The organism is Methylobacterium sp. 1030 (assembly GCF_040544715.1).
Classification (GTDB): domain Bacteria; phylum Pseudomonadota; class Alphaproteobacteria; order Rhizobiales; family Beijerinckiaceae; genus Methylobacterium.
Genome location: NZ_JBEPKM010000004.1, coordinates 314,503 through 340,594, shown reverse-complemented (window position 1 = coordinate 340,594; position 26,092 = coordinate 314,503). Strand labels below are relative to the sequence as shown.

Below are 26,092 nucleotides of genomic sequence, written 5' to 3'. Positions count from 1 at the left end.
CGAGAACCGCGGTCCGGCCTGGTCAGGCGCAGAGCCGGAAGGCCGGCTCCAGCAGCCCCCGCGCGCCCACGTCGATCAGGATCGTCCGGCCATGCTCCGGATCCTCGGCGCGGTCCGCCACGTCCATGCCCTCGTAGGCGGACGTGACCAGCAGGCGGTCGAGATCGCGTCCCGCGAAGGTCGGACAGGTCGGCTGCCGCATCGGCACCGACACGGTGCGGACCCGCTCGCCCGCGGGGCTGTAGGCGTCGAGGCAGCCGGCGCCGAAGCGCGCCGTCCAGATCAGGCCCTCGGCATCCACGGCGGCGCCGTCGATCGCGCCCTCGCCGCCGCGGTGGTCGAAATGGATCTCGACCGGTCCCCGCGGCAGCCCGGTCCTCGGATCGAGCGGGACGCGGTGAAGCACGCCGACGTCGGTATCGACGAAGTAGCCGGTGGCGCCGTCCGGCGAGAAGCTGATGCCGTTGGGGATCGTCAGGCCGCCGAAGAGGCGGTGCACCTTCGTGCCGGCCACGTGATAGATCGAGCCGCGCCCCTTGGTGGCGTCGCGGTCCATCGTGCCGATCCACAGCGCGCCGCTCGGATGGACGCGGCCGTCGTTGGACCGGTTGTGGTGCAGATCCTCCTCAAGGGGGCAGAGCATCCGGATATCCCCGTCCCGGATCGACCGGACGTAGAGACCGTCCTCCGCCGAGAGCAGCTGGTGGGCGCCGTCGATCGCCGCGATGTCACTGACCTGGACGGGCAGGACGTGGACGAGCGCCTTCTGGGCGCTGGCGATCGGCTTCTCGAACAGGCGCGCTTCCAGGATATCGACCCACCACGCCGTCCCGGTGCGCGGATCGTAGCTCGGTCCTTCACCGAGGTGGCAGCGCACCTGGCTGAGAATTCGGATGTCGTGCGGAGGACGCAAATGCTCGTTCCCGTTCGTGTCGGTCGATGTTCGAGGCGGACCTGTCGCGACGGCGTCAGCACTTGTCGCAGACGCTGCCGAGGACCGCGTCGAGGTCCTTCTGCCGTCGCGTCCGTTCCCGCGGATCGTGCAGCGGCGCGGCCCCCGCGCCGGGCGGCACCGTCTGCCCCACCGACGAGCGGTACGGCGCGTTGATCGTGGTCTCAGGGCCGCCGCCCGTCCCCGTGAACGCGGCTGCCAGCGCCGCATGGATGCAGATGAACGGCGCGATCAGGCCGATGATCGCTCCACGGGTCATCGCTTGTCCGACAGTCATGGCGAGCCTCCCGATTCAATCTCCGATCCGATCTGCCTGCGCGGTGATGCGCGCCTCGTCCGCGGGGCGAGAGCCGACGACCGACGGGAGATCCACGATCGACCACACGGCCATCGGCGCACGGTTATTCCCTACCGGCCCGCGACCGGCGCACCGCGCCGACCAAGAGCAGAGACGCCCTCTCCATGTAATCGTCGTTTAATCCGCAGTCTCGGCAAAATCACCAACCGTGACTTCACGCATCATTTCGTGCCGCGATGGCAAAGTAGATGGTGACATGCAATCGCGGAGTGCCCTCACGCACGCATCGGCGCGGATTAAACGCGGCGCTTAGTTCAGCGATGGATGTCGGGAAGGATCATCCGTCACTCAGACAGATGCGCGCGGTCCCCGTCACGCCCTGCCGGCCAGCTCTTCGGGCGGGCACACGAGCCCGGCGCCCACGGCGATCCAGACGAGGTGTGCATCCGTTCGGGCACCGAGCTTGGCGCGGATCCCGGACAGGTTGTTGTGCACCGTCTTCAGGCTCAAGCAGAGGGCCTCGGCCACGGCCTGCGCCGTCATCCCCCCCGCGGTCAGGCTCAGGATCTCGACTTCCCGCGGGCTCAGCGCGTCGACGGCCGAGCGCCCGCCCGCCACCTCGTCCTGGGCGATGGCGTGGGCGATGTCGGCGCTCATCGCCCGCTCGCCGCGCAGCACGGCCGCCACCGCCGCCAGCAACGCGCGCGGCGGGCTCGCCTTGGTGACGTAGCCGCACGCCCCCGCGGCGAAGGCTCGGCGCGCGACGACGGCTCCGGTGCGCATGCTGAAGACCAGGATGCGGGCCGCCCCGTCCCACTGGCGGATGTGCCGGATGGCCTCGATGCCGCTCGGCCCCGGGAGCGACAGGTCGAGGATCACGAGATCCGGCCCGTGCGCCTTGTACTGGCGGTAGGCCTCCGCCGCGCTCGCCGCCTCCGCCGTCACGACGAGTCCCGGCTGTCGCTCGATCAGGCGGCGATAGCCCTCGCGCACCACCGGATGGTCGTCGACGAGCAGGATGGACGTGGGCATGAGACGCCTCAGACCGCGGTCGGGACGGTCGCGCAGGCGCGGATCCCGCTGCCGGTGCCGGTCAGCGTGAAGCTGCCGCCGAGGGCGGCGAGCCGCGCGCGGATGCCGACGAGGCCGCGGCCGGTGCCGGAGGCCGTGCGCGAGACATCGCCCTTGCCGTCGTCGTCCAGCGTGAGCGTCACCGCCCGCGTTCCGGTCTCCGTCCGGACGACCCGCAGGAAGATCCGGCTCGGACGCCCGTGGCGGAGGGCGTTGGTCAGGAGCTCCTGCGCGATGCGGTAGAGGCTCGCCGACACGGTCACGGGCATGTCGGCGAGGTCGCCGGCCACGTCGAGATGGAGGGCCGGGCCGGACCTGAGCTGCGCCCGCCAATCCGCCACGAGGCCCCGCAGCGCGTCCTCCAGCCCGGTCTCGGCGAGGTCGGGCAGTTCGAGGCGTGCCAGAGCCCCGCGCAGGCTCTCCCGCATGGTGGCGAGGACGGCCTCGATGCCGCGCGCGTCCGCGCGCAGATCCTCGCGGTCGTCGGGCGCGGCGAGTTCGATCGCGGCCGCCCGGGCGCCCGCGGCGGCGAGGCACTGGCCGAAGGCGTCGTGCAGGTCCCGCGCGAGCGCCTGCCGCTCCTCTTCCTGCACCGTGACGAGCCGCTGCATCAGCTCCGCGCGCGCGGCCTCCGCGCGGGCGAGCCGGTCGGCGAGGTCATCGCAGGCGCGTGCGATCCGGTCGAACTCGGCGGCGGCGAAGCGCGGCAGCGGCGACCGGGTCCGGGCCGCGTCGAGCCTCGCCAGCCCGCGCACGATCTGCCCGGCGGGCGCGACGAGGCGCGTGACCGCGAGCCAGTTGAGGAGCAGTGTCGCCGCCGTCAGAGCGAGCGCGAGCCCGCCCGCGAGACGCACCCGCTGCCAGACGCGGGCCGCCGCAGCGGTCGGATCGGGCCAGGCGGTGACGCTGCCGATCGTGCGCTCGCGGAAGACGATCGCGCGGATCGTCGGCGCGGCCGCGGCGTCCCCCGTAACCGCCTCCCGGAACCACGCGGGGGCGGCGTCGAGGCCATCCCAGTCGCCGCAGACGCGCCGCGGCAACTCGACGCCGAGCTGGATGTCGGCGCAGATCCCCGGGAGGATGGTGAGGAGGGCCGGTGCGGGCTGCGGCGGCGCGGCGGGCATCGCGACCGGACCGGCGCTGCCGAGCCCCGGCTGACGCGCGAGCTGCGCGGCGATCCGCTCCGCCGAGGTCGCGGCCTCCCGCTGCAGGCTCGCCTGGGCCGCGAAGCCGGTCCAGGCGACCGCTCCGGCCAGGCACAGGAGGGCGACCACGAGGAGGCGTAGGCCGAGATGCGCGGGCAGGCTCATGGGGGCGAAACGGCCGGGCTCGAAGCGACGCGGCGATTTGGCACCGGGAACGTCCCGGCGCGCAAGCCGCGCCGAGCCAGCGCGGGAAGAATGCCCGGTCGCGGGCGGGAGGACGTCCCTGGCCCGCGCCCCACGCGCCCCGCAGGATGGCGGCGTCCCGTATCCCGCGGAGCCCGCCATGGCCTCTCACCTGTCCCGCCGCAGCCTGCTCGCCGCCGCCGCCCTGCTGCCGCTCGGCCTGCACCGGCCCGGCGCGGCCGCGACCGGAGCCGCGCCCTACCGGGTCGGCGCCTTCACCGTGACGCCCCTGCGCGACGGGCTGTTCCCGCTGGAGCCGCGCATGATGCCCGCGGCCGAGAGCCCGGCCGGACGGGCTCTGTTGCAGGGGGCCGGTCTTTCCGGGGACGGCCCGTCGCCGGAGCCGGTCAACGCCTTCCTGATCCGGCGCGGCGCGCGCCACTGGCTGCTCGACGCGGGCTGCGGAACGGTCTTCGGACCGGACTTCAACCGGGTGACCGCCGCGCTGGCGGCGGAGGGCGTGCGGCCCGACCAGGTCGAGACCATCTGGCTGAGCCATCTCCACGCCGACCACGCGGGCGGTCTCCTGACGCCGGGCCGCCTGGCGCGGTTCGCGAACGCCGAGCTCGTGGTGCAGGAGCGCGAGGTCGCCTACTGGTCGGATGCGGGAGCGCGGGCCGCCGCGCCCGACGCCCTGCGGCCGATGTTCGAGACGGCGCAGGCCGTGCTCGCCGCCTACCCCGATCGGATCCGCCGCCTCTCGGGCGAGGCCGAGCTCGCCCCCGGCATCCGCGCGATGCCGCTCCCCGGCCATACGCCGGGTCACATGGGCGTGCTGATCGCGGACAGGGCGGACCGGTTGCTGATCTGGGGCGACGTGATCCACTCGCGGCTCCTGCAGATGCCGCACCCGGACTGGACCGTGATCTGGGACACCGATCCGGGGGAGGCGATCGCGACCCGCCGGCGCATCCTCGATCGCGCGGCGGCGGAGGGCCTGAGTGTGACCGGGATGCACCTCGCCGCCCGCGGGCGGATCGAGCGGGACGGGGCGGGCTACGCGCTGATCTAGAGGATCCGGTTCGTGCCGCCGGGTCCGGCCGAGTCCGCGATGCGGCGGGACGACGCCGTCAGCCGCGGCCCCAGTCCCGCAGGTCCCGGACGAACAGGTCCGGCGCCTCCATGGCGGCGAAATGGCCGCCGCGGGGCATCGTCTGCCAGCGCGAGACCGCGTAGCCGCGCTCCAGCCACTCTCGCGGCGGCGCGGGCGTGCGCGGATCCGGGTAGGCCGCGAAGGCCGTCGGCACCGTGACGCGCCGCCCCGGCGGCATCCGGCGCACACCCTCCTGCTGCGCGCCGGCGTAGAACCACGTCGCCGTCGCGAAGGAATCGGTGAGGATGTAGAGCAGGGCGTTGGTCAGGAGCTGATCGTTCGTGAAGACCTGCGCGAAGGGCCGCTCCCGCAGGTCGGCCCAGTCGTGGAAGCGCTCGACCAGCCACGCCAGCTGCGCCACCGGCTCGTCCGCCATGGCGTAGCCGAGCGAGAGCGGCCTGGTGCCCTGCAGCTGCGCGTAGGCCCCGAGCGCCTGCTGGGTGGCTCCGGCCTGCTTCTGCCAAGCCCGCTCCGCGGCGCTCTCCGGCTCGGCATCGGGCTGCACCAGCAGGTAGTTCAGGTGGATCGCCTCCAGCGACGCGGCGTGGTCGAGACCGAGCCAGGCCGCGACACCGGCACCCCAGTCGCCGCCCTGCACCCGGTAGCGCGGGTAGCCCAGTTGCTCGCGCATCAGGCGGTCGAACAGCCGCGCCGCGGTGCGCGCGCCGATCGGCGCGGCGGGTTTGCCCGAGAAGCCGAAGCCGGGCAGCGCCGGGATCACCAAGTCGAACGCGTCCTCCGTCCGCCCGCCGTGGCGCGACGGGAAGGCCAGGAGCTCGATCACCGACCAGAACTCGTAGATCGAACCCGGCCAGCCATGGATCAGCAGCAGCGGGCGCCGGCCTTCCGCCTCGCCGACGACGTGGACGGCGTGCAGGTCGAGATCCTCGACGCGGGCCAGGATCTGCGGGAAGCGGTTGAGCGCGGCCGCGGCCGCGGCCTCGTCGAAGCCGTCGAGCCAGTGGGCGCACAGGTCGGCCAGGACGGCCGGATCGCAGCCGTAGCGCCAGCCGGCTCCCGTCGGCAGGCGCGGCAGGCGGTAGGCCCGCACGCGCTCCCGCACCCAGGCCAGCCGGTTCGCGTCCCAGGCGACGGTGAAGTCTCGCATGATGCCTCCGCTCGGCTCCGCGTCCCGGGAGCGTGCCGATACCGGCCGTCCCGTTCGCGCGACGTTGATCCGGGTCAACGCGGCCGGGCCGGGACGGTCACGCCGGGATCGCCCCGCCCGGCACGACGGCTATTGGCGGCGCGATCGCGCGAGGGCTGTCGGCCCCCGGCGGCCGGCTTCGGTGCCCTTCCGGGACGCGGACCCGACCGGAGCGCCGCAGGCAGGGTACGTCAGCCGGGCGAGACGCGTCGCGACGTCAGCGCCCGCCGCGCCAGGAACCCGGCCGCGCTCATGGCGAGGATCGCGGCCGCGTAGAGGTCGGCGGTCGTCACGTAGCCGATCCGGCGCACGAGATACCCGGCACAGATCACCGGGAGGCTGAACGCCAGGTAGCTCTCGACGTAGTAGCTCGCGAGGAGCTCCGCCCGCTCGCTCGGCTTCGCCAGCGGGACGATCGTGCCGAGGGCGCCGAGGAAGCTCGTCCCGAAGCCGGCCCCGCCGACCAGGGTCCCGCCGATCAGGACCGGCACGCTCCCGCCGTGCATGCCGGCGAGCACGATGACGAGACCGGCGGTCATGGCGAGCGTCCCGATCGTCAGGTTGGCCGCGGCGTCCCGGCCGCGCCGCTGGAGGACCGCGAAGGCGCCGGCGACCATCAGGGCCGCGACCATGACGCCGCTCGTCAACGGGGTCCGGCTGCCCGTCGCGGCGACGACCAGCGAGGGAACGATGGAGAGGTAGAAGCCACCGAGCATCCAGGTCGCGATGTTGGTCGGCGTGATCGCGGCCAGCGGCCGCCTGGCCTGTGGCGGAACCACGACGCGCGGCCTCAGGGCCCGCAGGGCGCCCGCGCGGCGCTCGCCGGTCTCGGGCGTGAGCCAGAGGAGAGCGGCCTGCGCGGCGAACACCGCGCCCAGGATCGCGTAGACGAGGTGGAGGGGGTGCGGGCCGTACTGCACGAGGGCGCTGGTCCCGAGCGCGCCCGCCGCCATCCCAATCAGCGGCATGATCGCGTTCACGAGCTGGGCCCGCGCCCGGTCGACGTCGACGAGCGCGGCGCCCAGCGAACTCGCCGCGATGCCGGTCGCCACGCCCTGGACGAAGCGCGCCGCGATGAGTCCCCACGCCCCGCTGGCCGTCGTGAACAGGGCCATCGCCACCAGCTCGAGGAGCAGCGCGCCGAAGATCACCGGCCGTCGGCCCAGATGGTCCGAGATCGACCCGGCGACGAGGAGCGCCTTGAGGAGCGCCAGCGCGTAGACGGCGAACACCGCGGTCGTGAGCACGGGGGAGAGCGCGTAGGTCTCCTGGTAGAACCGGTACAGCGGCGTCGGAGCGGCGGACGCGGCGAGGAAGGTGCCGAGCACCGCCGCGTGGAAGAACAGCGTGCCGCTGCCCGCGACAGCCACAACTTTCAGCTTGCGGTCCCTGGTCATTGGCGAACCTAAAGGCTAATCCGTTGCGTTTGATGCGTAGGCCCTCCGCACCACAAACGCAATATCTTTGCGTTTGTGGTGCCCCAGATGGCAGAGTGCAGGATGACGACGAGGCAAGGGCCGCGTCCGGGCGGCCGCAGCGCGCGGGTGCAGACCTCGGTTCAGGCGGCCGTGCGCGCGCTCCTGACCACGACGGACCGTTCGGAGATCACGGTGCCCCTGGTGGCCGCCGCGGCCGGCGTGACGCCGTCGACGATCTACCGCCGGTGGGGCACGCTCGCCGAGCTCTTGGCCGATGTCGCGGTCGAGCGGCTCCGTCCCGACGGCGAGCCGGCCGATACCGGGAGCGGCCGGACCGATCTCGAGGCGTGGGCGGAGCAGTACGCGGACGAGATGTCGTCCGCGCCGGGGCGGGAGATGATCCGGGACGTCCTGGCGGCGGCGGACGCGAACTGTGCCCAGCGATGCTGCAGCTTCACCCGCGATCAGATCGCGATCATCGCGGATCGGGCCGTGGCCCGCGGCGAGGCCTTCCCGGACCCCGAGGCGGTGCTGGACGGGGTCGTCTCGCCGATCCTCTACCGGATTCTGTTCGGGACCGCGCTGGACCGGGAACGGATCCTCGAGCTGGTCGACCGCACCCTGACGGCGCGCGAAGCGACCTGACCCGAGGCGCCGACCCCGTGCACCGACCTCGCGGAGGAGGCCGGGCTCCTGACCTCAGCTGCCAGGAGGCGCGACGAGCGGCCCGTCAGAGCGGCTCCACGGGCTGGGCGCGCGTCCGGTCCTTTCCGCGGGTCGCTATCGCGGGTTGCGCCAGCGACGCGCCCGCGTAGCCCGCGGGCGCGACGGCGAGGATTGGTCGCCAGGTCGAGGACCACGCGCGCAGCGGCTCCGGATCGCCGCGGAAGGCGAGGTCGAGAAAGGCCAGCGTCCCGGCGGCGGTCGCCGCCTTGACCTGCGGGTTCAGGTTCAGACCGCCCGTGAGGGGACGGTCGGTGAAGATGCTGTGCGAGCCGCCCTGGAAGACCGCCAAGGACTTCCGGGGCGTCGCGATCGCCTCGTACACGGCGAGGCGGTCGCTGAACGGCGAGGTGCGACCGGGCAGCTGGATGACATCCTCGGTCGCCGTCACGTGCAGGGTCGGGATCTCGACGGCGCCCAGGACCGCCCGCAGGTCGCGCTCGCCGTAGAAGGGCGGCGCCGAGATCACGATCCCGGCCGCGATTCGCGGATCCCGCGCCTGAAGGGCGTGCCCGTCGCGGACGACGCGCGCACCCGCGGCGATCAGAGTCGTGTTGGCGCCGTAGGAATGGCCGGCCGCCACGATCCGGCGCGGGTCGATCCGGTCTCCGAAGGCGCCCCCGTCCTGAACGAGGAGGCGGTCCAGGGCGAAGCGCAGGTCGCGCGCCCGGGCGATCGCCTCCCGTTCCTGCGCCGCCCGCTCGATCCGGTCGAGCAGGGCCAGGGGATTGCCGGTCCAGACGGAGCTGTCGCTGCCGACGTGCTGCAGGTGCAGGCTCGCGATCCCGTGGGACGACCAGTGCCGACCGAGATAGCTGTAGCCGGTCCGGGACTGTCCGAGACCGTGCGAGAACACGACCAGCGGGACGCGGCGCCGGAGCGACGACGTGTTCGGCCAGTACAGGCGTACCGGCACCGGTCGCTGGCGCGCGCCGTCGACCCAGTCGAAGTCGACGATCCGGACGTCCTCGACGACGGGCTCCGCCGCGGCCGGCCGCGTCACACCCGCGGCCAGGGTTCCCAGCAGCATGGCGCCGACCTGCCGACGGTTGGGCAATGGCCGTGCCGCTGTCGGACCGGAAGACTCGAGCATGGGGAAGGCTTTCGCGAGAGGAGGGGAGCCAGGAGGGTTCGCAGAGCCGCGCATCGCCGGCCGCAGCCCGATCACGACGCGCCCTCGCCCCCGGCGCGCGCCAACCGAATTCCGTTCGCCGACGGAGGCCCCGACGGCGAACGAGGCTGCCGATATCGGCAGGAAGGGGCGGGCGCCCGACCGGACTCCGCACCGCGTCCCGAGACCGCGCATCAAAATCGCACTCGGTGTAAAAATATAATTGCACCGCGTGCAACTTTGCAAGTGCGGAATCGCATGTCACAACGCCGGCATGGGGAGCCCGCCACCGAAGCCCGGCAGCCTGCGCGCGCGAAAACGGCAGGAGACACTGGAACGGATCGCCGAGACCGGCCTGCGGCTGTTCAGCCGGCACGGCTACGAGGCGACGACCCTGGACGCGATCGCCGAGGCGGCCGGCATCTCGCGTCGAACCTTCTTCTACTACTTCAAGTCAAAGGAAGAGATCCTGCTGGAGTGGCAGATGCGCGGCTTCGGCGCGGCGCTACGCAAGGCCGTCCTGGCCCAGCCGGATGGCAAGGTCCCGGTCGAGGCCGTCCGGGACGCCCTGCTGGCGCTGTCGACGGGTTTCCGGACCCAGGAGTTCATCAGCATCGATCGCGTCATGCGGTCCAGCGAGACCCTGAAGGCCCGCAAGCAGGCGGCCTACGGCCTGCACGAGCAGGCCCTGCACGCCGCGCTGATCGAGCGCTGGCCGGATCCCGTCCGCAGCGCCCCGCTGCGCCTCGTCGCCATGGCGTCGCTCGGTGCGATGCGCTTGGCGATCGAGGCCTGGATCCAGGCGGGCGGCGACCGTCCCGTGGACGCCTTCCTGCGGGCGGCCTTCGCCGGTCTCACGGCCGAGTTCTGCACACCGTCCCGATAGTCCCGCCGCGATCGGCACGCCGCCGCGGCCCCGCGGTGACGGGCGCGACGCCGTCACCGCCCATCGGCCGGCAGCGCGACGAAGGGATCGCAGGCGGGAACGCCGAGCGGCGCGAAGTGCCGCACGTTCCGGGTCAGGACCGTCCAGCCGTTGCAGCGCGCGGTGGCGGCGATCGCGAGATCCGCGAAGCCGGGCGCGTGCCCCTGTCCGCGCGCCAGATCGGACAACCCGCCGATGTGGCGCGCGACGGCGAGGTCGATCGGGAGGACCTTGGCGGCGTACAGGTGCAGCAAGGTCTCCAGCCACGCCGCGAGGCGCTCGGCCTTGCGCGCGGCACCGTCCCTGCGGCTCTTCGCGATGCCGTCCTCGATCTCGGCGATCGTGACGACCGAGAGGTGGAGCCCCGCGCTGTTCCGGTCCATCCAGTCGATCAGTGCGACGGCCGGAACGGCCTTGGTCGGCGCGCCGGCCGAGAGCACGTTGGTGTCGACGAGGTACACCGCCTCACAGCTCGGCGCTTCTGAGCCCGCCGGACGGGGGGGCGAGGTCGTCCGCCGCGACGGGCGCGGCCATGAGCAGGCGGCCGAACGACGGGACGCGGGACAGCCGCTGCCAGTCCTCGAAGCTGAGCAGCACGGCCTCGGGGCGGCCGTGGCGGGTGATGATCGAGGGCGCGCCCTGCTTCGCTTGGTCGATGACGGCCGACAGCGTCGCCTTGGCGTCCCGAAGCTGGATCTCCTGCATGGCGCTCTCCGTGACCACTGTGGTCATAATGGGTGTCCAGGTTCCGATCTGCAAGGACCGCCCGCGGCCCGTCGTCGGCACCCGGCCCCGGCGGCTCGCCGGGGCCGACCCGTGTCCGGCACGCAACAGTTGATTGCAGACCAGATTATGCCCCTTGCGGTTGCAGCGCTTTAGGACCAACGTATGTTACTGTTAACTGAATACGGGTGCTCGGGTGGCAGCTTTTAAGCCCCTGGACGGGCAAACAGCCTCGGAAACCTTCCAGACGGCGCTGGACGCGCTCGACGTCGTCGGCCGCTGGGAATGGGACGCGGGCGTCGATCGGGTGCGGGCCGATGCCTTCGTCGCCCTGGTGTACAACGTCGATCCGGCCGAGGCCGAGGAAGGCGTCCCGCTCGGCCGCTACATGAGCAGCATCCACGCGGACGATCGCGAGCGGATCGATGATCTGATTCGGCGCAGCGCCCGCGAGGGGACACCGTACCTCGCCGAGCATCGGGTGACCTCGGCGGACGGTCGGACGCGCTGGGTCTTGGTGCGCGGGCGCTTCACCGGCGATCATGTCGGGCGGCTCCAGGGCGGCAGCGGCATCCTCCTCGACATCACCCGGATGCGGATGTTCGAGGACATGGCCGACGAGGCCGTGCCGCGTGCGGAGACGTCGCCCCTCGAGCTGGCAGCGGATCACGCCATCGCGGCGATGTACGCGATCAGCGAGTTGCGGGACGCGGAGCTCAAGGTGCAGGCCGAAGCGCTGCTGATGACGCTGGGCCGCAGGCTCGCCCTCCAGGAGGTCCAGGACCGGCACCGCCAGATGAACTGATCGCGGTGTCCCGAGCAAGATACAGCATGGGGCGGAGCGTCGACCGATCCTGTCCGGGAGCGGGAGACTGGGCCAGACACGCGCGCTATGCTGGTGGATCGGCAGATCAGCGCGGCACGGATGATCCGGCGTTCCAGAACGACAGTCATCGTCCTCGGCGTCATCGCCGGGGCCGCCGTCGCTGCTCTGCTCATCCATCTCCTCCTCGGCCTGCTCTCCCTCGACATCGCGGTCGCCAAGACCAGCACCGAGGATCGGGAGGCCGCGCAGGCGCTCACGCAGCTCTTCGAGACCCAGCATCCGCGGGTGCGCATCCGGACGATCTTCGAGCCGGATCGCCTTGGCGCCTCGGCGGCCCTCGACAAGGGCGAGACCCAGCTCGCCCTGGTGCGCAGCGACGCCGCGCCGAAGGACGGGCAGACCCTGGTCATCCTGCGCCGCGACGCGGTGGTCTTCGTCGCGCCCGGGGGCAGCCCCGTCGACAGCGTGGCCAAGCTGCGGGGCAGCACCGTCGGTCTCCTCGACGGGCGTAAGCTCGACCCGCTCCTGCTCGACCTGATCCTGACGCATTTCGGCGTGCCCCCGAGCAGCGTGCATCGCCGGATCCTGACGATCGACCAGCTGACAGAGGCCGCCCGCAGCCGCCAGATCGGTTCGGTGTTCGTGGTGGCTCCGGTCGGGAGCGCGCTGTGGCTGCCCCTGTTCACGGCGCTGCGCAAAGGCTCCGGGGCGGCGAAGCTGTTCGAAGTCGACGAGGCGGCGGCGATCGCCAAGGAGCACCCCGTGCTCGACACGATCGACGTGCCCAAGGGCGCGTTCCTCGGCTCCCTGCCGGCACCGGGCGACGACATCACCACGCTGTCCGTCAGCCACCGGCTCGTGGCCCGCGGCGCCATGCCGGACTGGCTCGCCGGCGAGATCACCCGCGAGGTTCTCACCGGCAAGCCGCGGCTCGTCGCGCTCGACGACGATCTGGCCGGCATCGAGGCCCCCGACACCGACGACAAGGTCCAGGCGCTCCCGATCCACCCGGGCGCGACGGCGTACCTGACCGGGAACCAGCCCAGCCTGAGCGATCAGGCGCAGAACGCGGCCTACTGGGTCGGGCTCATGATCAGCGCGCTGGCCTCCCTCGGCGCGGCGGGCATCGGCCTGTATCGGCGCTTCCGGCCGCTGCAGCCGCCCACCCGGGTCATGCGCCTCCTGGAGATCTGGCTGTCCGTGTCGAGCGCCGATCCGGTCGAGCTCGATCATCTGGAGCGGGAGGCCGACGCGCTCGCGGCGGAGACGATCCGGATGGAGGCCCACAGGCGGACGGAGAGCGTCGAGATCCGCCTCGTCGCCCTGCTCGTCGCGCATGTCCGCGAGGCCGTCCAGCGCCGGCGGCGGCACGTGGCGCAACGGATGACCTAGCGCCAGGCGATCCCGGCACCGGCCCCCGGCGGCGGCCGATCCCGGCCCGGTCGCGGCCTCACGCGAGCAGGTCGCGATGCGTCCGATGCCCGCGCAGCCACGCCCGGGCGTAGCCGCACAGGGGCACGATCCGATCGCCCTCGGCGCGCGCGTGCGCCGCGACGCCTTCCATGAGACGGCCGGCCGCCCCGGTGCCGCGCAGGACCGGCGGCGCGTAGACGTGGCTGATGACGAGCTGGCCGGGCTCCCGCCGATAGGTCGCGAAGACGACGTCACCGCCGACCTGCAGCTCGAAGCGGCCTCGCTCGACATTGTCGCGCAGCATCTCGGTCCTCCTCGTCCCCCGGCTTTGCGCGGCTCCGATCGGGAAGCACCGCGTCGAACCCGGCGCTCTGCAGGATCCCCGCGCCGCCACGGACGGCCTCTCGGAGGCCCGCGCTCCCGCGACGGTTATATGGGGCGCGTGTCCTCGTCGCGGACGCGGGTCAGAACCGACGCGTCGGCATCGCCGCCGACGACGCGGACATGGCGCGCGAGCGCCGCAGCACGACGAGGCCCGCCGGACGACGCGGCCGGCGCGGCCGGCACGGCGGTCCGCTCCTCGCGGCGCGGATGCGGCGCGGATTAAGCGCGGCCCGCGATCGTCTAACTCTGGACATCCCGAGACCACCTGGACCGCCCGGCTCACGCCGCGGCGGTCATTTCGTGCCGGCATCGTCGGCGGACCGGCCCCTCCGGCCCTCCGAGCCACTCTCAGCGCGGCCCGCCGCGCCGTGTCGGACCGATCTGCGGGCTCCCCGCGGGGAGGCCGGTCCACGTCGGCGTCCCACAGCTCAGGCGCGATCCGGGCGGTTTGCCCGCCGATGCGCGCGCCCGGACCGCTATCGGATATTTCGGCACGTCAACCCGAAGTATTCAATAAGAAAAACATAACACTATGATCTCAAGCTCGATACTTTGCGATATTCCGGAACTCAGACAGCTTTCTGTGCCTGCCCAATGGTAGTTTTCTGGAGAACATCATGACCGCAATCCGGATCTTCGTCCTCGTGTCGTCGCTCCTTCTCGGCACGGCCGGCGCGGCAACGGCGCAGGGCGCCGCCGGAGGATCGACGTCCGGGCCAGCGCCGTCCGGGTCGGGCGGGCAGCGGATGCAGCACGGCGATCAGATGAAGGGCGGAGAGAGGGGCGGGGGCTCGGGCAACACCGGCGTTCCGGGCGCCTCGCCGGCCGACGACGGAAACAAGACGCAGGATTCCCGTACCACGAAGACGAGAGACCGCTGAGAGACCGCGGGTCCGCGACCGCCCGTCCGGAGGCACGGGCCCGGCCGGAACGGCCGGAGCGGTCCCGTCACGCCGCGCACGCCGTCGCGCGGCGCTCTCACTTCCGATCCGCAGCCCCGCGCGACGTGTCGGTTCGAGGACGCGATCCGGCGACGCGACGGCACGGCCGCCAGCGCCGGAAGGCCCGGAACGGATAGCCGGCCGGGCCCGGCCGACGCCCGCTCATCCGAGGGCGTCGGCCGCGGTCACCGGCGCGGATCGGGCGCCGCGCGCCGAGAACCGGCGTTTCCGATCCCGGTTAGCTTTCGTGAGGGGAAGCCAGTCATGGAGGCGTGGGTGCCGCGCTATTTCTTCGATATCCACGACGGTCAGTTGCAACGCGACGAGGACGGGACCGAGTGCGCCGATTTCGACGCTGCGCGCAGAGAAGCGATGATCTCCCTCCCGGACGTCGCGCGATGGGAGATCCCGAGCGACGGGGACAGGCAAACCTACACGGTGGTCGTCCGGGATGCGGCCGGCGCGCCGATCTACACGGCGACGCTGACGTTCACCGGCCTGAGGCTCAGCGAGGCGGCCGGGTAGGTTCAGCCCGCCGCGCGCATCCGGCGCGCTCCGACATCGGCCCAACTCACCGGCGCCGGACGTCCCGCGTGGACACGGCCGACGCCGGTCAGGGGATGTCGGCCGGCTTGACGTCGATCCGGTCGAACCGGCCGAGGCGGTAGATGAGGAACGACAGGAGCCAAGCCGCCGCGAAGAGGCCGACGATGGCGAAGCCGAGCACGCCGAAATGGTCGTTGATCGCGGCGATCCGCTCCCAGAGCCAGCCCTGGAGGTTGAGCTTGTCCGCCAGGAGGTTCAGCGCCTCCAGCGTGCCGACCACCAGCGCGACCACCACCGACACCAGGGTGATGGTGAGATTGTAGAACAGCTTGCGCATGGGCTGGACATAGGCCCAGCTGTAGGCGCCGAGCATCAGCACGCCGTCGGTCGCGTCGACCAGCGTCATGCCGGCGGTGAACAGCGCCGGGAAGACCAGGATCGTCCAGAGATCGATGCCCTGGCTCGCCTGGGCGGCCGAGAGCCCGAACAGGCTCACTTCCGTGGCGGTATCGAAGCCGAGCGCGAAGAGCAGGCCCAGCGGGTACATGTGCCAGGAGCGCGTCACGAGGCGGAACAGCGGCCGCAGGATCCGGGCGAGGACGCCCTGGTTGGCGAGCAGCATGTCGAGGTCGGCCTCGACGTAGCGGCCGGTGCGCCGCACCTGCCGGAACGCGCGCCAGACCCCCGCGAGGACGACGAGATTGACGAGGCCGATGAGGATCAGGAAGGCGGCCGAGACGCCTGTGCCGATCAGGCCGCCGAGTTCCCGGTAGCCTTCCGAGGCCGTGATCAGGCTGGTGGCGGCCAGCGCCACCGCGGCCGCGGCCACCACCACGACGGTGGAATGGCCGAGGGCGAACCAGAAGCCGACCGAGACCGGCCGCTGGCCCGCCTGCATCAGCTTGCGCGTGACGTTGTCGATGGCGGCGATGTGGTCGGGGTCGACCGCGTGGCGCAGCCCGAAGACGTAGGCCAGCAGCGCGGTCGAGAGCAGGGCCGGCTGCCCCGCGAACAGGCTGTAGGCCCAGGACCAGGCGGCGACGTTGGCCGCGATCAGGACGAGGTAGAGCAGAACGATGCGGCGCCGCACGACGCGGGGCGCCGTGCCATCGGACGGGACGATCGCTTCCATCAAAGCCTTACCCACCCGAATACCGTCCCCTCGGCCCCGTTGCCCGGGCCTGTCGCGTCGCTGCTGCCGTGCAGCACGGAATCCGACATAGCGCAGAAGCGGTCGGCCTGCGGAGTCCCGCAGGCGCGTCCTCTCGCCGGAGCGACGACCCCGGCGGCTGCCTGGACGGGGGCCGCGGGCCCGCCATCAGAACCGCACCGTCACCGAGCCCGTGATCCGCCGGGGCGAGCCCGGATAGACCCGGAACACGTTCAGCGAACTCTCGTAGTACGCGGTGTCGAAGATGTTCTCGACGTTGAGCGCGATCCGGGCATTGTCGAAGCGGTAGTAGGCGAGCGCGTCGACCGCGACGTAGGCCGGCAGGGTGAAGCCGGAGCCGGCCGCGTCGCCGGCGCGCGCGCCCACGCCCCGCACGCCGCCTCCGATACCGAAGCCGCGCCACGCACCCTCCGGCTCGTAGACCGCGAGGAGGCTGCCGGAATGGCGCGGCACGTTGATGAGCGGGGCTCCGACCGGGAGCACGTTGTCCTTGGTCACCCGGGCGTCGGCGTAGACGTAGCCGGCCAGGAGCTTCAGCTCGGGCGTGATCTGCCCCTGGGCCGTCAGCTCGAACCCCTGGCTGCGGACGGCCCCGGCGGCGAGGGAGAAGCCGGTATTGGCGGGATCGGGCGTGAGCACGTTCTCCCGCTCCACCCGGAAGGCGGCGGCGGTGAGGAGCAGGCTGCCGCCGAACAGCTCGGACTTGGCGCCGACCTCGTAGCCGAGGCCGGTCTCGGGCGGCAGGGCCGTGCCGCGGGTCACGGCGGCGGCGTCCGGGCCGATGTTCGGCCGGAAGCTCGTGCCGACGTTGGTGTAGAGGGCGAGTTCCGGGATCGGCCGGTAGACGAGGCCCGCCCGGGGCGACGCGGCGACCCGCGACTGGTCGACCTGACTGCGGACGGCGCGCTCGCGGAAGCTCTGCTCGAAGATGTCGAGGCGCACACCGACGAGCGCCCGCCATTCGGGGCTCAGGACGATCTCGTCCTGCGCGTAGAGGCCGGTGTTGGTGATCCGCTCCAGGTTGTTGCGCGGGATGGTGATCGGCGGCAGCGCCTGCCCGTAGACCGGGGCGTAGATGTCCAGGGCGAACGGGCTCGTGCGGAAGTTCGAGCGGAAGTACTGCGTGCGGCTGTCGGTGCTCTCCCGGTCCATGCCGAGCAGTAGCGTGTGGCCGATGCCGGCGGTATCGAAGCGCCCGACGAGGTCGGCCTGCCCGACGGCCACGTCCCAGCGGTAGTCGCGCACGTTGCGGTCGCGCGAGACCGTGCGGTTGTCGGCAGCGATGGCGCGGATCTCCGCCGACTCGCCCGCGAGATCGCCCGTGTTGAAGTAGGTCGCGAGGCGAAGCTGCCAGTTCTCGTCGAACCGGTGGTCGACGCGGACCTGCAGCGTGTTGTTGTTCTGATAGGTGCTCTGCCCGGGCTCGCCGAGGAAGCGGGAGACGGGCAGGAACCCGAGTTGCCGGTTCAGCGCGATGACGCCCCGGTCGAAGACGATCCGGTTCTTCACGAACTCGGTCTCGACCGTGATCCGCGTGTCCGGGGTGACCTGCCAGCTCACCACCGGCGCGACGAGGAGCCGGTCGCTGTCGACGAAGTCGCGGAAGCTGCCCGCACCCTGGGCGGCGAGGTTGAAGCGGTAGAGCACCGTGCCGTCCGCGCTCAGCGCACCGCCGGCATCAATCGTGCCCCGGGTCAGGCCGAACGAGTCGACCTGGTTGCCGAACTCGACGAACCGCTCGGCGGTCGGCTGCTTGGTGATCAGGTTGACCAGCCCGCCGGGGTCGCTGCGCCCGAACAGGGCCGCTCCCGGCCCCTTGAGCACCTCGATGCGCTCGATGTTCTGGGCGTCGGGCGGCGGCGGCGTCCCGCGATTGAGGGGGAAGCCGTTCTTGTAGATCTCGGAGGTGGTCACGCCGCGGATGGCGTAGCTGAAGATCGACAGGCCGCCGAAATTGTTCTGGCGGGCGACGCCGGGCAGGTAGTCGAAGACCCGGTCGACGCGGGTGGCGGCGATGTCGGTGATCGTCTCGCGCGGCGCCACCGACACGGCCACGGGCACGTCGATCTGCGGTGTGGCCGTGCGCGTCGCGCTGACCGCCGCGCCGGCGCCGTAGCCCGGTGTCGGACCGATCAGGCCGATGCTGCCGCGCCCGGACGCCGTCGTGCGGGCGGCACCCTCGCCGACATGCTCGACCGACAGTTCCTCCAGGGTCACGCTCTCCTGCGCGCGGACCTCCCCGACCGGCACGCCGGCGGACAGCATGGCCGCCAGGGCCAGGCGCGGGCTGCCGCGCCGCGCCCCAGCAGGGCGGGCGCATCCCCGGCGCGGCCTGGGACTCTCGCGGAACGACAATCGTCCAGAACTCGCCACCACACACTCGCTGCTGTCGGCGCGCGGCCACGCGGAGGCGGGCGGCGTCACGCCCGGACGGGCGGCACCGTGCGCTCCGCTGGGGCACCGCGCCCGAGGAACGTCGTCGCGCCGAAGGCCGCCTCCCGTGACGCACGTCATCGCCGCCGCCGGACCGTCCCGGTGCGCGGCACCGGCGGCCGCGGGGAACGGGCGCGCCCAGTCGACAGGTGCGGGGCAGATCCGGACGCACCGCGCAGCGCGCACCGGATTACCACCCCGGCTCCGGACCGTGCCCGGATAACCTTGGCAGGAAAATACTTGCCGCGGCGACCGGCCGGGTCAACGCCCCGGCAACCGAATGTAATAATGTTGCGACGACAGTGGCGGAACGGCCACAGCACCGCGGCGCCACGGCGGCGGGCGGGGCCGGGGCGGCCTGATCGGGTACGCCGCTCCCGTCAGGGTCTCACATCCGGCCTGGGATCCGGCACGAACCCGTCGCGGTTCGGCATGCGGACGGCGGCCAGGGTGGCGGCATCGAGCACGGCGCTCTCCGGGACGAGCCCGTTCAGGTACAGGACGTAGCCCGAGACCGCGTAGACGTCGTCGGCGCTGAGCGATTGCGGGGCGTTCATCGGCATCGCCCGCCGGATGTAGTCGAACAGGGTCGGCGCGTAGGGCCAGAAGCTGCCGACGGTCTTGAGCGGTTTCGCCGAGGCGAGCGTGCCCTGGCCGCCGGCCAGCCGCTCGCCGGTCCCGCCCTCGCCCCGGCTGCCGTGACACGAGGCGCATTGGGTCTCGAAGACCTCTCGGCCGTGGGCGACGCTGCCGTGTCCGGGCGGCAGCTTCCGGCCGTCCCGGTCGACGTCGATGTTCCAGGCGGCGATCTCGGCCTCCGTGGCCGGACGCCCGATCCCGAGGCGCTCCGTCGCCCGTGCCGGCCCGGCGCAGGCGAGCGCCAGGGCGATCCCCGCGGCGGCGCGGGCTTCACGCATAGCCATTGGCCACCTCGCCGTCCGCCGCGATGCGCCAGGGCACGACCGCGTTGTTGTGGTAGAAGGATTTGAGGCCGCGCACCGCCGTCAGCGCCTCGAAGCCCGGCTGCACGTAGCCGGTCTCGTCGATCGCCCGGCTCGCGATGGTCGTCGGCGTCCCGTCCCAGCGCCAGGGCAGGCGGAACCGCGTCAGCGCCCGGTTGAGCACCGGCTCCTGCAAGGCGGCGTCGCGCCAGCTCCCGCCCCCGTCCGTCGACACCTGCACGCCGCGGATCCGCCCGCGCCCGCTCCAGGCGAGGCCGGTGATCTCGTGGAAACCGGGGGCGATCCGCTGCGTGCCCGAGGGCCGCGTGATGATCGACTTGGCCTCCATCACGAAGGTGAATTGCCGCGCCGTGCCGTCCGGCATCAGGTCGGTGTACTTCGACGTCTCCTCGCGGGAATAGGCCGGCTCCGCCGTGACGTTGAGCCGGCGCAGCCACTTCACGCTCATGTTGCCCTCGTAGCCGGGCAGCAGCACCCGGAGCGGGTAGCCCTGCTGGGGGCGCAGCCGCTCGCCGTTCTGGCTGTAGACCAGCAGGGCGTCGTCGAGGCACTTCGCGATCGGGATGCTGCGGGTCAGCGCGGCGGAATCCGCGCCCTCGGCCACGACCCACCGCGCGTCCGGCTTGAGCCCGGCCTCCGCCAGGACCGTCGCGAGGCGCACGCCGGTCCATTCGGCGCAGCTGACGAGGCCGACGAGGTCCGACGCCGTCTTGCCCTTGATCGCCTCGAAGCCCGGGTTGCCCGAGCATTCGAGGAAGTAGATGTGCGACTCCGACGGGAAGCGGCGGATGTCGTCCATCGTCAGGATGAGCGGCGTCTCGACGAGTCCGTGGATCATCAGCCGGTGCTGGGCGGGATCGATGTCCGGAATGCCGCCGTGGTGGCGCTCGTAGAACAGGCCGTTGGGCGTCAGGATGCCGTCGAGATCCTGCAGCGGCGTGCGGCTCGACGCCGAGATGTACTGCTTCAGACCCTTCGGGACGTTGCGGATGACGCCCTCCTCGAAGCGCGAGGGCCGGCCGTAGGTCTGGCTGCCGACATCGGCGCCCGGGACCTTCATCCATTCGGGTACGGCCGGAGGCGCCGCCTCGTCCGATCGGGCCGGCCCGCCCGCGAGGACGGCCGCGGCCGCCGCCGCGCCTTGTGCGAGGAAGCGGCGCCGCGCCGGCGGCGATTCGTCGTCCTGGCTCATCGCATGGCACTCCGCCTCGCCCCGCCCGCCGGGGCAGGCCCAGAGTCTCACGCAACGGCGCTCCCTCCTAGTCCCGTCGGAACGGCGCCCGGCGCGCGGTCCGGGGACGGACACGCGCGACGAGATCGTCGACGGCTCCGAGCAGGGCCGCCGGCACGATGTGGAGGCCGTCAGCGCGAACCCGTCTCGTGGTGCGCCCGCAGGCGTCGCAGGGCCTCGAGATCGAAGACCTCGTCGGCGCGCCCGTAGCCGCCATCCACGACCTCGTCGACCAGGACCATGGTGTGCGGGCGCGCGGCCTCCCCGAAGAAGGAGACCAGCAGATCCGTCGTGCGGTGGATCAGATCCGCCTTCTGCGGACCGGTCATCATGCCCTGCGGGATCTTGAAATTGGCGAACGGCATCGATCGTCTCCGGGCTGAACTGATGAAACACGGGTCGCGCCCGCGCGCGGCGACGTGGATCTCCTCGCGGATCTCCGCGCGCACCTCATTCCTGCGCCGCGCGGGCCGCGCGAGCGGCCTCGTTCAGGGTCGCGACGGCCGCGTCGAAGCGGTGCTCGGCCTCGGCGTTGCGCTGGAAGGCGACGCGCTGCACCAGGATCTCGGCCGGCGTCGGCTGCTGCTGGAACAGGGCCATCACCTCGTCGATGAAGTCGGCCAGCGGTAGGTAGCCCGCGCGGGTGGCCTGGCCGGGCGTGAGATCCGTCTGGACCGCCGGCGGCACCAGCTCGATCACCTCGACCCGGCCCTTGAGGACCTCGCGCAGCGAGACCGTGTAGCTGTGGATCGCCGCCTTCGTCGCCGAGTAGGTCGGTGTGGTCGTCAGGGGCACGAAGGCCAGCCCGGACGACACGTTGATCAGCGCCGCGTCCGGCCGTGTGACCAGATGCGCGACGAGGGCATCCGTCAGACGGATCGGGCCGAGCAGGTTGGTGGTGATCGTCGCCTCCGCGTCGGAGAGGTCGCGCGCCTGATCCAGCGCCTCGAAGCGCATGATGCCGGCGTTGTTGATCACCACGTTCAGGGCCGGGTGCTCGGCCGTGACGCGCCGGGCGAACGCCGCGATGTCTCCGGCATCCGCGATGTCGAGGGGCATCGCGTGCAGGCCCGGGCGGCCGGCCGTGACCCGTTCCAGTGCCTCCACGCGGCGACCGGCGACGATGACGATGTTGCCGAGGTCGTGGAAGCGATGGGCGAGCGCGGCTCCGATCCCGGACCCGCCGCCCGTGATGAGGATCGTGTTGCCGGAGGTTTTCATGATGGCGACCCCGTTGTTGTCGCCGCAGAAAGTATGGTTGACACTCTCCGCCCTGAAGTAGGCACCGAAAAGATTTGTACGCACCGAAAGGTGAGTGTCGAATGCGCAGGGCTGCCCCTGACCCCGCGATCGAGGCGAAGCGGCGCGGGACACCCCCGCGGGACGTCGATCCGGCGATCGAGGCCCTGGTGAACGACATCATCGGCCAAGTGGCCGACAAGTGGACCATGCTGATCCTCGAGGCCCTGGAGGAGCACGGCACCCTCCGATTCACGCAGCTCGGCCGGGCCGTGGGCCGGATCAGCCAGAAGATGCTGACGCAGACCGTCCGCCAGATGGAGCGGGACGGTCTCGTCCGGCGGACGGTGCACCCAGTGATCCCGCCGCGCGTGGACTACACGCTGACACCGCTGGGCCGGAGCCTGGGCGCCGCGTTCTGCGGCGTGTGGATCTGGGCCGAGACGCACCACGCCGAGATCGAGCGGGCCCGGCGGGCGTTCGCCGCGGCGGCCGAAGCTCCGGATCTTCCCGCCGACGCCGAGGCACCGTGAGGACGGAGGGCCTCCCGATCGCGGTCTGGCCGCGGAGGACGGAGGTGCGTGCGGCCTTGGCGGGCTCGCCCGCGCGGGGCGGCCCCGCGCCTATTAACTGTCGAGCGGAAGAGCGATGTCGTCCTTCTCCAATGGTCTCGCCAAGCTTGGCGTTTCAGTCTAGCGTCTAGACTGAATTCGGCGGCAAGGCGGGCGCATCATGCAATCCACCCCTCCGTACGGTGAGCCGCCGCTCCCGATCAGTTCCGACGCGATCGCCGACGGCCCGAAGGTCCCCGGCGCGGCGCGGCGTCGCTCCGTGGTCGCGGGCGCCATCGGCAACACGCTCGAATGGTACGATTTCGCCACCTACGGGTATTTCAGTGCCGTCATCGGCCGGAACTTCTTCCCGTCCGACAGCCCGACGACGTCGCTACTGTCGGCCTTCGCGGTGTTCGCCGCCGCCTTCTTCATGCGCCCGATCGGCGGCATCGTGTTCGGCCACATCGGCGACCGCTACGGCCGGAAGACGGCACTCCTGCTGTCGGCGGGCCTCATGGCCGTCTCGACCTTCCTGATGGGCTGCCTGCCCACCTACGCGTCGGCCGGACTCCTCGCGCCCGTCCTGCTCGTGGTGCTGCGGCTCGGCCAGGGTCTCTCCGTCGGCGGCGAGTACACCTCCTCGGCCATCTTCCTGTCCGAGACCGCAGCACCGGCGCGCCGCGGCCTAACCGGCAGCCTCGCCTGCATCGGGGCCGCCGGAGGCATCCTGCTCGGCTCCATTGCCGGGACGCTCGTCACCGGCCTGCTCACGCCGGAGGACGTTCACCAGTGGGGCTGGCGCCTGCCGTTCCTCTTCGGGATCGTGCTCGGCGTCTTCATCTTCGCCCTGCGTCGCCATATCGACGACGATCACGTCGAGACCGTGTTTCGCGAAGATCGGGCACCGACGGACCAGCGCTCACCGCTGCGCACGGCCGTCGAGATCGACGGCTCCGCCATGCTGCGCGCCTTCGCGATGAATCTCGGCCTGGCGTGCGGCTTCTACGTGGTGTTCGTCTACCTCGTGACGTTCATGCACACCGTGTCGGGCCTCCCGCAACACACGGCGTTTCTCATCAACTCCCTCGCCATGGTGGTTCAAGCCGTGTGCATCCCGATCGCCGGAGCCCTGTCCGACCGCTTCGGGCGCAAGCGTGTTCTGGTCCTGACCGGGGCGGGCCTGACAATCCTGTCGTGGCCGCTCTTCATGCTGCTGACCACCGGCGACACGCTTCTGATCGTCCTGGGCCAGGTCGCGTTCGCGATCCTGATCGCCGGCAACGCCGCCGTCGTGCCGACGGCGTTCGTCGAGATGTTCCAGCACCGCTCGCGCTGCACGGCCCTCGCGATCAGCTTCAACGCCTCGATGGCGCTGGTCGGGGGCACCGCCCCGATGGCCGCGACGTGGATCGTCCACCACCTGGCCTGGCCCACGGGGCCGGGCCTCTACGTCGCCGTGCTGTCGGCCATCTCGCTCGCCGCAGTCCTCACGATGCGCGATCGGACCGGAGAATCGCTCGCGTGAGATTATCGGCGCGCGGGGGGCGACACGCGGAGGCCGAAGTCACGTTGCGGCTCTCACCGAGCCGAACGCCTTCATCGATCGTCGCTCGTCTCGATGGTTCCGGGCGTCCGATCGGCGGCGATCCGGGCGGCGCGGTCAATAGGTCACCCTCACTAGTGGTAGCCGAGAGCGGGTCAGCTAAAGTCGACTGACGGAGACAGAAGAGAGCCTGTCCAGCAATGATCGGGTGAGCACTGCGGAGATCTCTTCTTGCCCGACGCGGTCATCGCCATGACCGGCAGACGGGCATCGGCGCTCCCGAGGGACCTGGAGCATGGGATTCGACGTGACACGACCTCTCTGGCGCTCAGTTTCATCCCGCCTCGTCGTCGTGTCCTTCTCAGCACTGATGATCGCGCCGGCGGCGCGGGCGGCCAGCACTCTGGAGGCGGCTCTCCGCGCGGTGCCGGATTCCGTCCTGGCGACGCCTGACCCGATGCCGATCGTCTTCATGGACGTCCAGGCGCTGTCCCGGGCAGCCGGCGGCGCGCTGAGCGACGCCGGCCTGCGGCGCATGGCCTTCGCGCAGAGCATCCGCCCGCTGAACGCCCTCAGCTACGGCGGCGCGCAGACATGGACCGAGAAGGCCGGCATCCCGTTCGAGGACATCTCGTATTTCGCGGCCTTCGGCCAGCCTCCGGCGCGCGTGACTCACTGGGGTCTGGCGACGAAGGCGGCAGCCGACACCCTGGTCGCCAAACTGAAGGACAGGAACTTCCGGCCGGTCCCGACCGCGCCGCGCATTCTCGCCAACGGGGAGCCCCGCGCCCTGAATCTCAGGGCCCGGCAGCCGACCGATCCCTGGTCCGGCCCGATGGGCGAGACCAGCGCGATCCTGGCGATCGATCGCGTCGTCGCGCAGGCGTCCGCGGCCGCGGATCTGGAGACACGCGTCGGGGTCGGCCGGAGCGCGGCGGATCACGAGGCGGTCGCCACAGCGCTGACGGGTCTGGCCGCCGCGGATGAGCGCGACCCGGGCGCGATCCTTCAAGCGGCCGTCGTGACGCCGCTGATGGGGATCACCCCCGACGATCCTGCCGCCCTCCTGTCGGCGACGACCGATCTGGCCGCGCAGAGGAAGGCGATCGCGGATCAGCGCGAGCGCGGACGGGACGGCGTCCCGGCTTATGCCGGCGGTATCGTGGCGGACTATCAAGGCAAGAACGGTCCGGCCCTGCTCGTATCCCTCGCCTATCCCGATTGCCGGACGGCCGACCGGGCCGTCGCCGCGCTGAAGGCGCGTTGGCGAGCCGGCATGGCCCCCGCGGCCTCCGTCGACGGCCGCTCGGTCGAGAGCCCGCAGCGCGGCTGTGCCGCCGTCCTCCGCGTCGATCGTGCCGCGGGTGCGAACACCCCGTTCGGAGAGTTCCTCGGGACCTCCCTGCAGCGCGGCTTCAATGTCCTGCAGATCGGATCGCAGCGATGACCGGTCTCCGACGCGCCGGACCGGCGCGACCGTCCCGGCCGGCGCGGTCGAGGCGCGGTTTTCCTAGGCCTCGGCCGCCCTGGGCGCGGCCGGGTCGCCGGTCGCTCCGAGTTCGGCGGCGAACTTGCCGAAGAACTCGTCGGCGAGCTTGCGCGCGGTCGCCTGCATGAGCCGGCCGCCCAGCGTCGCGATCTTGCCGCCGACCTCGGCCTTGGCGGTGTAGGTCAGGAGCGTCTCGCCGCCCTCCGCCGCGAGGCTGACGGCGGCGCGGCCCTTGGCGAAGCCCGCCATGCCGCCGTTGCCCTGGCCGACGAGGCTGTAGCCCTCGGGGGGGCGCAAGTCCTCGAGGCGGACCGTGCCCGCGAAGGTCGCCGAGACCGGCCCGACCTTGAGGGCGACCTTGGCCGTCATCTCCTCCGGGGAGGCCTGCACCAGCTCCTTGCAGCCGGGGATGCAGCGGGCCAGCACCTCCGGATCGTTCAGCGCCGCCCAGACGGCCTCCCGCGCGACCGGGATCCGATACGCGCCAGCGATGTCCATCCTGGTCTCCTCC

General features: G+C 71.9%; 26 protein-coding genes. 9 read left to right on the top strand and 17 right to left on the bottom strand.

The annotated features are described in order from the left end of the window. Window positions 1-22: 22 nt before the first annotated feature. The 4 genes from ABIC30_RS07980 to ABIC30_RS07965 form a co-directional block, all read right to left on the bottom strand. Window positions 23-913 carry an SMP-30/gluconolactonase/LRE family protein gene (locus ABIC30_RS07980; RefSeq protein WP_026605126.1) on the bottom strand — a complete coding sequence of 297 codons (891 nt, stop codon included), beginning with the start codon at window positions 911-913 and terminating at the stop codon, window positions 23-25. Between the two features lie 55 nt (window positions 914-968). Beyond that, a complete protein-coding gene (locus ABIC30_RS07975) occupies window positions 969-1,211 on the bottom strand; it encodes a hypothetical protein (RefSeq protein ID WP_020094409.1) in 243 nt (80 codons plus the stop codon). 411 nt (window positions 1,212-1,622) lie between these two features. After that, window positions 1,623-2,282, bottom strand: a complete 660-nt coding sequence (locus ABIC30_RS07970) for a response regulator transcription factor (RefSeq protein WP_020094410.1) — start codon at window positions 2,280-2,282, stop codon at window positions 1,623-1,625. 8 nt (window positions 2,283-2,290) lie between these two features. Next, window positions 2,291-3,631, bottom strand: a complete 1,341-nt coding sequence (locus tag ABIC30_RS07965) for a sensor histidine kinase (protein ID WP_020094411.1) — start codon at window positions 3,629-3,631, stop codon at window positions 2,291-2,293. Between the two features lie 178 nt (window positions 3,632-3,809). Between ABIC30_RS07965 and ABIC30_RS07960 the strand changes: the two genes are divergently transcribed. Next, window positions 3,810-4,721 (top strand): MBL fold metallo-hydrolase, encoded by a 912-nt coding sequence (locus ABIC30_RS07960; protein ID WP_354454620.1) that lies wholly within the window; start codon window positions 3,810-3,812, stop codon window positions 4,719-4,721. Window positions 4,722-4,779: 58 nt separating this feature from the next. Here ABIC30_RS07960 and ABIC30_RS07955 read toward each other — a convergent pair whose 3' ends face one another. Together ABIC30_RS07955 and ABIC30_RS07950 are read right to left on the bottom strand one after the other, a co-directional pair. Further along, entirely contained in the window at window positions 4,780-5,910 is a 1,131-nt protein-coding gene (locus ABIC30_RS07955; protein WP_020094413.1) for an epoxide hydrolase family protein, read from the bottom strand. A 230-nt stretch (window positions 5,911-6,140) separates the two neighbouring features. Continuing rightward, entirely contained in the window at window positions 6,141-7,346 is a 1,206-nt protein-coding gene (locus ABIC30_RS07950; protein WP_020094414.1) for an MFS transporter, read from the bottom strand. Between the two features lie 102 nt (window positions 7,347-7,448). On the opposite strand from ABIC30_RS07950, the gene ABIC30_RS07945 reads away from it, so the two are divergent. Then, window positions 7,449-8,012: a TetR/AcrR family transcriptional regulator gene (locus ABIC30_RS07945; protein ID WP_026605129.1), complete on the top strand. Its 564-nt coding sequence runs from the start codon at window positions 7,449-7,451 to the stop codon at window positions 8,010-8,012. An 85-nt stretch (window positions 8,013-8,097) separates the two neighbouring features. Here ABIC30_RS07945 and ABIC30_RS07940 read toward each other — a convergent pair whose 3' ends face one another. Further along, window positions 8,098-9,183: an alpha/beta hydrolase family protein gene (locus tag ABIC30_RS07940; protein WP_103986395.1), complete on the bottom strand. Its 1,086-nt coding sequence runs from the start codon at window positions 9,181-9,183 to the stop codon at window positions 8,098-8,100. Between the two features lie 292 nt (window positions 9,184-9,475). On the opposite strand from ABIC30_RS07940, the gene ABIC30_RS07935 reads away from it, so the two are divergent. Further along, complete coding sequence (locus tag ABIC30_RS07935) at window positions 9,476-10,087, top strand: TetR/AcrR family transcriptional regulator (protein ID WP_020094417.1); 612 nt, start codon at window positions 9,476-9,478, stop codon at window positions 10,085-10,087. Window positions 10,088-10,140: 53 nt separating this feature from the next. On the opposite strand, the gene ABIC30_RS07930 is transcribed toward ABIC30_RS07935, so the two are convergent. Both ABIC30_RS07930 and ABIC30_RS07925 read right to left on the bottom strand, forming a co-directional pair. Further along, the gene (locus ABIC30_RS07930) at window positions 10,141-10,587 is read right to left on the bottom strand and encodes a type II toxin-antitoxin system VapC family toxin (RefSeq protein WP_020094418.1); all 447 of its coding nucleotides are present in this window, start codon (window positions 10,585-10,587) and stop codon (window positions 10,141-10,143) included. Window positions 10,588-10,591: 4 nt separating this feature from the next. After that, window positions 10,592-10,831, bottom strand: a complete 240-nt coding sequence (locus ABIC30_RS07925; RefSeq protein ID WP_026605131.1) for a type II toxin-antitoxin system Phd/YefM family antitoxin — start codon at window positions 10,829-10,831, stop codon at window positions 10,592-10,594. Between the two features lie 214 nt (window positions 10,832-11,045). Between ABIC30_RS07925 and ABIC30_RS07920 the strand changes: the two genes are divergently transcribed. Both ABIC30_RS07920 and ABIC30_RS07915 read left to right on the top strand, forming a co-directional pair. Further along, window positions 11,046-11,654, top strand: coding sequence for a PAS domain-containing protein (locus ABIC30_RS07920; RefSeq protein ID WP_020094420.1), 609 nt, complete (start codon window positions 11,046-11,048; stop codon window positions 11,652-11,654). 120 nt (window positions 11,655-11,774) lie between these two features. After that, a complete protein-coding gene (locus tag ABIC30_RS07915) occupies window positions 11,775-13,067 on the top strand; it encodes a TAXI family TRAP transporter solute-binding subunit (protein ID WP_234083187.1) in 1,293 nt (430 codons plus the stop codon). A 58-nt stretch (window positions 13,068-13,125) separates the two neighbouring features. Here ABIC30_RS07915 and ABIC30_RS07910 read toward each other — a convergent pair whose 3' ends face one another. Further along, on the bottom strand, window positions 13,126-13,392 hold the full coding sequence (locus ABIC30_RS07910; RefSeq protein WP_020094422.1) for a GNAT family N-acetyltransferase: 267 nt from the start codon (window positions 13,390-13,392) through the stop codon (window positions 13,126-13,128). A 1,297-nt stretch (window positions 13,393-14,689) separates the two neighbouring features. On the opposite strand from ABIC30_RS07910, the gene ABIC30_RS07905 reads away from it, so the two are divergent. After that, window positions 14,690-14,938, top strand: coding sequence for a DUF6894 family protein (locus ABIC30_RS07905; protein WP_026605132.1), 249 nt, complete (start codon window positions 14,690-14,692; stop codon window positions 14,936-14,938). A gap of 88 nt (window positions 14,939-15,026) precedes the next feature. Here the strand turns inward: ABIC30_RS07905 and ABIC30_RS07900 are convergent, their stop codons facing one another. From ABIC30_RS07900 to ABIC30_RS07875, 6 genes are all read right to left on the bottom strand, one after another. Next, window positions 15,027-16,091: a HoxN/HupN/NixA family nickel/cobalt transporter gene (locus ABIC30_RS07900; protein WP_020094425.1), complete on the bottom strand. Its 1,065-nt coding sequence runs from the start codon at window positions 16,089-16,091 to the stop codon at window positions 15,027-15,029. A gap of 186 nt (window positions 16,092-16,277) precedes the next feature. After that, the gene (locus ABIC30_RS07895) at window positions 16,278-18,395 is read right to left on the bottom strand and encodes a TonB-dependent siderophore receptor (RefSeq protein ID WP_234083185.1); all 2,118 of its coding nucleotides are present in this window, start codon (window positions 18,393-18,395) and stop codon (window positions 16,278-16,280) included. 548 nt (window positions 18,396-18,943) lie between these two features. Then, on the bottom strand, window positions 18,944-19,480 hold the full coding sequence (locus tag ABIC30_RS07890) for a c-type cytochrome (protein WP_132368787.1): 537 nt from the start codon (window positions 19,478-19,480) through the stop codon (window positions 18,944-18,946). Continuing rightward, entirely contained in the window at window positions 19,473-20,717 is a 1,245-nt protein-coding gene (gene soxC, locus ABIC30_RS07885) for a sulfite dehydrogenase (RefSeq protein ID WP_234083181.1), read from the bottom strand. The genes ABIC30_RS07890 and soxC overlap by 8 nt, the downstream gene beginning before the upstream one ends. Window positions 20,718-20,887: 170 nt before the next feature. Further along, window positions 20,888-21,121 (bottom strand): tautomerase family protein, encoded by a 234-nt coding sequence (locus ABIC30_RS07880; RefSeq protein WP_020094429.1) that lies wholly within the window; start codon window positions 21,119-21,121, stop codon window positions 20,888-20,890. An 85-nt stretch (window positions 21,122-21,206) separates the two neighbouring features. Then, window positions 21,207-21,977, bottom strand: coding sequence for an SDR family oxidoreductase (locus tag ABIC30_RS07875; protein ID WP_234083180.1), 771 nt, complete (start codon window positions 21,975-21,977; stop codon window positions 21,207-21,209). Between the two features lie 101 nt (window positions 21,978-22,078). On the opposite strand from ABIC30_RS07875, the gene ABIC30_RS07870 reads away from it, so the two are divergent. The 3 genes from ABIC30_RS07870 to ABIC30_RS07860 all read left to right on the top strand — a co-directional run bounded on the left by ABIC30_RS07870 (window position 22,079) and on the right by ABIC30_RS07860 (window position 25,539). Next, on the top strand, window positions 22,079-22,528 hold the full coding sequence (locus ABIC30_RS07870; RefSeq protein WP_234083178.1) for a winged helix-turn-helix transcriptional regulator: 450 nt from the start codon (window positions 22,079-22,081) through the stop codon (window positions 22,526-22,528). A gap of 199 nt (window positions 22,529-22,727) precedes the next feature. After that, entirely contained in the window at window positions 22,728-24,074 is a 1,347-nt protein-coding gene (locus ABIC30_RS07865) for an MFS transporter (RefSeq protein ID WP_234083176.1), read from the top strand. Between the two features lie 325 nt (window positions 24,075-24,399). Further along, entirely contained in the window at window positions 24,400-25,539 is a 1,140-nt protein-coding gene (locus tag ABIC30_RS07860) for a hypothetical protein (protein WP_234083175.1), read from the top strand. Window positions 25,540-25,602: 63 nt separating this feature from the next. On the opposite strand, the gene ABIC30_RS07855 is transcribed toward ABIC30_RS07860, so the two are convergent. Further along, a complete protein-coding gene (locus ABIC30_RS07855; RefSeq protein ID WP_091981639.1) occupies window positions 25,603-26,079 on the bottom strand; it encodes an SRPBCC family protein in 477 nt (158 codons plus the stop codon). Between the last annotated feature and the right edge of the window lie 13 nt (window positions 26,080-26,092).

Excerpts from the sequence above, each read along its gene's own strand:
- ABIC30_RS07950 (WP_020094414.1), bottom strand. The coding sequence starts at position 7,346 with ATGACCAGGGACCGCAAGCTGAAAGTTGTGGCTGTCGCGGGCAGCGGC.
- soxC (WP_234083181.1), bottom strand. The coding sequence starts at position 20,717 with ATGAGCCAGGACGACGAATCGCCGCCGGCGCGGCGCCGCTTCCTCGCA.
- ABIC30_RS07895 (WP_234083185.1), bottom strand. The coding sequence starts at position 18,395 with ATGCTGTCCGCCGGCGTGCCGGTCGGGGAGGTCCGCGCGCAGGAGAGC.
- ABIC30_RS07900 (WP_020094425.1), bottom strand. The coding sequence starts at position 16,091 with ATGGAAGCGATCGTCCCGTCCGATGGCACGGCGCCCCGCGTCGTGCGG.
- ABIC30_RS07890 (WP_132368787.1), bottom strand. The coding sequence starts at position 19,480 with ATGCGTGAAGCCCGCGCCGCCGCGGGGATCGCCCTGGCGCTCGCCTGC.
- ABIC30_RS07875 (WP_234083180.1), bottom strand. The coding sequence starts at position 21,977 with ATGAAAACCTCCGGCAACACGATCCTCATCACGGGCGGCGGGTCCGGG.
- ABIC30_RS07925 (WP_026605131.1), bottom strand. The coding sequence starts at position 10,831 with ATGCAGGAGATCCAGCTTCGGGACGCCAAGGCGACGCTGTCGGCCGTC.
- ABIC30_RS07880 (WP_020094429.1), bottom strand. The coding sequence starts at position 21,121 with ATGCCGTTCGCCAATTTCAAGATCCCGCAGGGCATGATGACCGGTCCG.
- ABIC30_RS07970 (WP_020094410.1), bottom strand. The coding sequence starts at position 2,282 with ATGCCCACGTCCATCCTGCTCGTCGACGACCATCCGGTGGTGCGCGAG.
- ABIC30_RS07915 (WP_234083187.1), top strand. The coding sequence starts at position 11,775 with ATGATCCGGCGTTCCAGAACGACAGTCATCGTCCTCGGCGTCATCGCC.
- ABIC30_RS07935 (WP_020094417.1), top strand. The coding sequence starts at position 9,476 with ATGGGGAGCCCGCCACCGAAGCCCGGCAGCCTGCGCGCGCGAAAACGG.
- ABIC30_RS07965 (WP_020094411.1), bottom strand. The coding sequence starts at position 3,631 with ATGAGCCTGCCCGCGCATCTCGGCCTACGCCTCCTCGTGGTCGCCCTC.
- ABIC30_RS07945 (WP_026605129.1), top strand. The coding sequence starts at position 7,449 with ATGACGACGAGGCAAGGGCCGCGTCCGGGCGGCCGCAGCGCGCGGGTG.
- ABIC30_RS07855 (WP_091981639.1), bottom strand. The coding sequence starts at position 26,079 with ATGGACATCGCTGGCGCGTATCGGATCCCGGTCGCGCGGGAGGCCGTC.
- ABIC30_RS07865 (WP_234083176.1), top strand. The coding sequence starts at position 22,728 with ATGCAATCCACCCCTCCGTACGGTGAGCCGCCGCTCCCGATCAGTTCC.
- ABIC30_RS07955 (WP_020094413.1), bottom strand. The coding sequence starts at position 5,910 with ATGCGAGACTTCACCGTCGCCTGGGACGCGAACCGGCTGGCCTGGGTG.
- ABIC30_RS07960 (WP_354454620.1), top strand. The coding sequence starts at position 3,810 with ATGGCCTCTCACCTGTCCCGCCGCAGCCTGCTCGCCGCCGCCGCCCTG.
- ABIC30_RS07910 (WP_020094422.1), bottom strand. The coding sequence starts at position 13,392 with ATGCTGCGCGACAATGTCGAGCGAGGCCGCTTCGAGCTGCAGGTCGGC.
- ABIC30_RS07940 (WP_103986395.1), bottom strand. The coding sequence starts at position 9,183 with ATGCTCGAGTCTTCCGGTCCGACAGCGGCACGGCCATTGCCCAACCGT.
- ABIC30_RS07870 (WP_234083178.1), top strand. The coding sequence starts at position 22,079 with ATGCGCAGGGCTGCCCCTGACCCCGCGATCGAGGCGAAGCGGCGCGGG.
- ABIC30_RS07975 (WP_020094409.1), bottom strand. The coding sequence starts at position 1,211 with ATGACCCGTGGAGCGATCATCGGCCTGATCGCGCCGTTCATCTGCATC.